The organism is Amycolatopsis thermalba, assembly GCF_003385215.1.
Classification (GTDB): Bacteria; Actinomycetota; Actinomycetes; order Mycobacteriales; family Pseudonocardiaceae; genus Amycolatopsis_E; species Amycolatopsis_E thermalba.
In genome coordinates, this window is the sequence record NZ_PQHW01000207.1 from 1 (window position 1) to 2183 (window position 2183).

Genomic DNA, 2183 nt, shown 5'->3' on the forward strand with positions numbered 1-2183 from the left:
CGCTGCCCGCGACCGCGACGTGCCTGCCGGCGAACCGTTCCCGGACCACCGGGTCGCCGAGGTCGGGCACCTGGTAGGTGATCCGGTCCGCCGCCGCCCGTTCGCCCAGCGCCGGGAGTCCGTCGCCGCCCAGTGGGTTCGGGTTGGTCCACGTGCCCGAGGCGTCGATCACCGCGCGCGCGGTGATCAGCTCCTCGCGGCCGTCGGCGTGGCGGACGTGCACCGTCAGCGGCTCGGTGTCCCGCCCGTGGTCGACCACGCGGTCCCGGCCACGGCGCGCGACACCCACCACCTCGGTGCCGAACCGGACGCGCTCACCGAGGGCGGCGGCCAACGGGGCCAGGTAACGCGCGACCCACTCCTGCCCCGTCGGGTAGTCCTCGGCCGCGGGGTGTTCCCAGCCGGTGGCCTCCAGGAGGCGGCCTGCCGCCGGGTCCACCAGCTCCGACCACGGCGAGAACAACCGCACGTGGTTCCACTGCGCCACCGACGCCCCCGCCCGCGACCCGCGCTCCAGCACCACCGGCTCCAAACCCCGCTCCAGCACCTCGGACGCGGCCGCGAGCCCGATCGGCCCAGCCCCCACCACCACGACGGGCAGCTCACTCATCCCGGCCCCTTCCATCGATCCAGCTCGATTGACTTGCCCAGACTGTATCGACTGTCATCGATCGAGGCAACCATCGATTGGAATCGATACACTCGGGGACATGACCACGACTGCCGCGCCCCAGGCCCAGGTCCTGCCCGACGGGGAAGCCGCCACCTACGCCGACTGGTTCGCCTGCCTGGCCGAGCCCACCCGGGTGCGGCTGCTGCACGCCGTGGCCACCGCGCCTCGCGGCATCACGGTCGGCGCCCTGACCGGTCTGCTCGGCATCAGCCAGTCCACCTGCTCCCACCACGTGCGCAAACTCGCCGACGTCGGGTTCGTGCAGGTCCGCAAGGAAGGCACCGCCACCATCGTCACCGTCAACGCGGCCTGCTGCGCCGGCCTCCCGCACGCCGCCGACGCCGTGATGGGCCTGCTCGCGCCGCGGCCCTGCTGCCCCGAAGACGTCCCCGCCGACGTCACCGTGCGGGCCTTGCGCGACGAGGACTGGGCCGCGGTCCGCCGCATCTACGGCGAGGGCATGGCCACCGGGATCGCCACCTTCGAGACCACCGTCCCCAGCCGCGCCACCCTCGACGCGACATGGCTCCCGGACCAGCGGTGGGTCGCCGAACTGGACGGCGAGGTGGTCGGCTGGGCGGCCGCCACCCCGGTGTCCGCTCGCGACTGCTACGCCGGCGTCGCCGAAACCTCGATCTACGTCGCCGACGGCCACCGCGGCCGCGGCATCGGCAAAGCCCTGATCCGGCAGCAGGTCATCGCCCTCGACGAGGCCGGCTACTGGACCCTGCAAACCTCCATCTTCACCGAAAACCGCGCCAGCCTCGCCCTGCACCACTCCGCCGGCTACCGCACCATCGGCATCCGCGAACGCATCGCCCAACGCAACGGCACCTGGCACGACACCGTCCTCCTCGAACGCCGCAACAACATCAACTGATGAACTGGATGTCCACCAGGACAGGCAAACGCTGCGTGGCGAGGTTAACGATCGCGCCTGGCATGCTCCCCGCTCGGGATGCCATGATTTCGCGGGCCGCTGCGCAGCGCACGTCCAGCAGCGGCGTTGACAGTGAGCGACACAAGCGGCCGAGATCATGGGAATCGCCAGCGCGCACGGCGTGGCGGCCACCGAGCATCACCAGAGCCCGCTCAGCCGACACCGCCGGGTCCCGAACAGCGCACTGCGGCCGACAATCAGCACGGCGAGGATCATGTCCTCGGGGACCCGTGCGCTGTGCGATGCAGTCAGCAAGATGCTGGCACAGTTGCCAAAAGCCCTACGTACGCCCGCATACCTTCCAGTCAGCTCGTGGTCACCGCCGACGGCACCATCCGGCGAGTCCTGCCACCTGCTCCGTGCAACTCTCCCAAGCAGGGCAACCCAGTGCGTCCGAGCCGCGGAGTTGGAAGCGCACTGACTTGCTCGGGCACCGGGACAACAGGGACTGTTTCAAGATCGGTGTTTCTGGCCCGACACGCCGGGCTGAGGTCCGGCGGGATGGGCACTGTGAGTGATGACATCTGGGGCTGTGACTCCACGTAAGAGTGAGAAGCGGTTGTCGCCGGA

General features: G+C 70.5%; 2 protein-coding genes. One reads left to right on the forward strand and one right to left on the reverse strand.

Annotated elements, in window-relative coordinates:
• Positions 1-610: NAD(P)-binding domain-containing protein (locus D0D15_RS35630; protein WP_115945101.1), on the reverse strand; the 610-nt coding region annotated here is incomplete at its 3' end.
• 100 nt (positions 611-710) lie between these two features.
• On the opposite strand from D0D15_RS35630, the gene D0D15_RS35635 reads away from it, so the two are divergent.
• Positions 711-1553, forward strand: coding sequence for a helix-turn-helix domain-containing GNAT family N-acetyltransferase (locus D0D15_RS35635; protein WP_094009234.1), 843 nt, complete (start codon positions 711-713; stop codon positions 1551-1553).
• The last annotated feature ends 630 nt before the right edge of the window (positions 1554-2183 follow it).

Excerpts from the sequence above, each read along its gene's own strand:
- D0D15_RS35635 (WP_094009234.1), top strand. The coding sequence starts at position 711 with ATGACCACGACTGCCGCGCCCCAGGCCCAGGTCCTGCCCGACGGGGAA.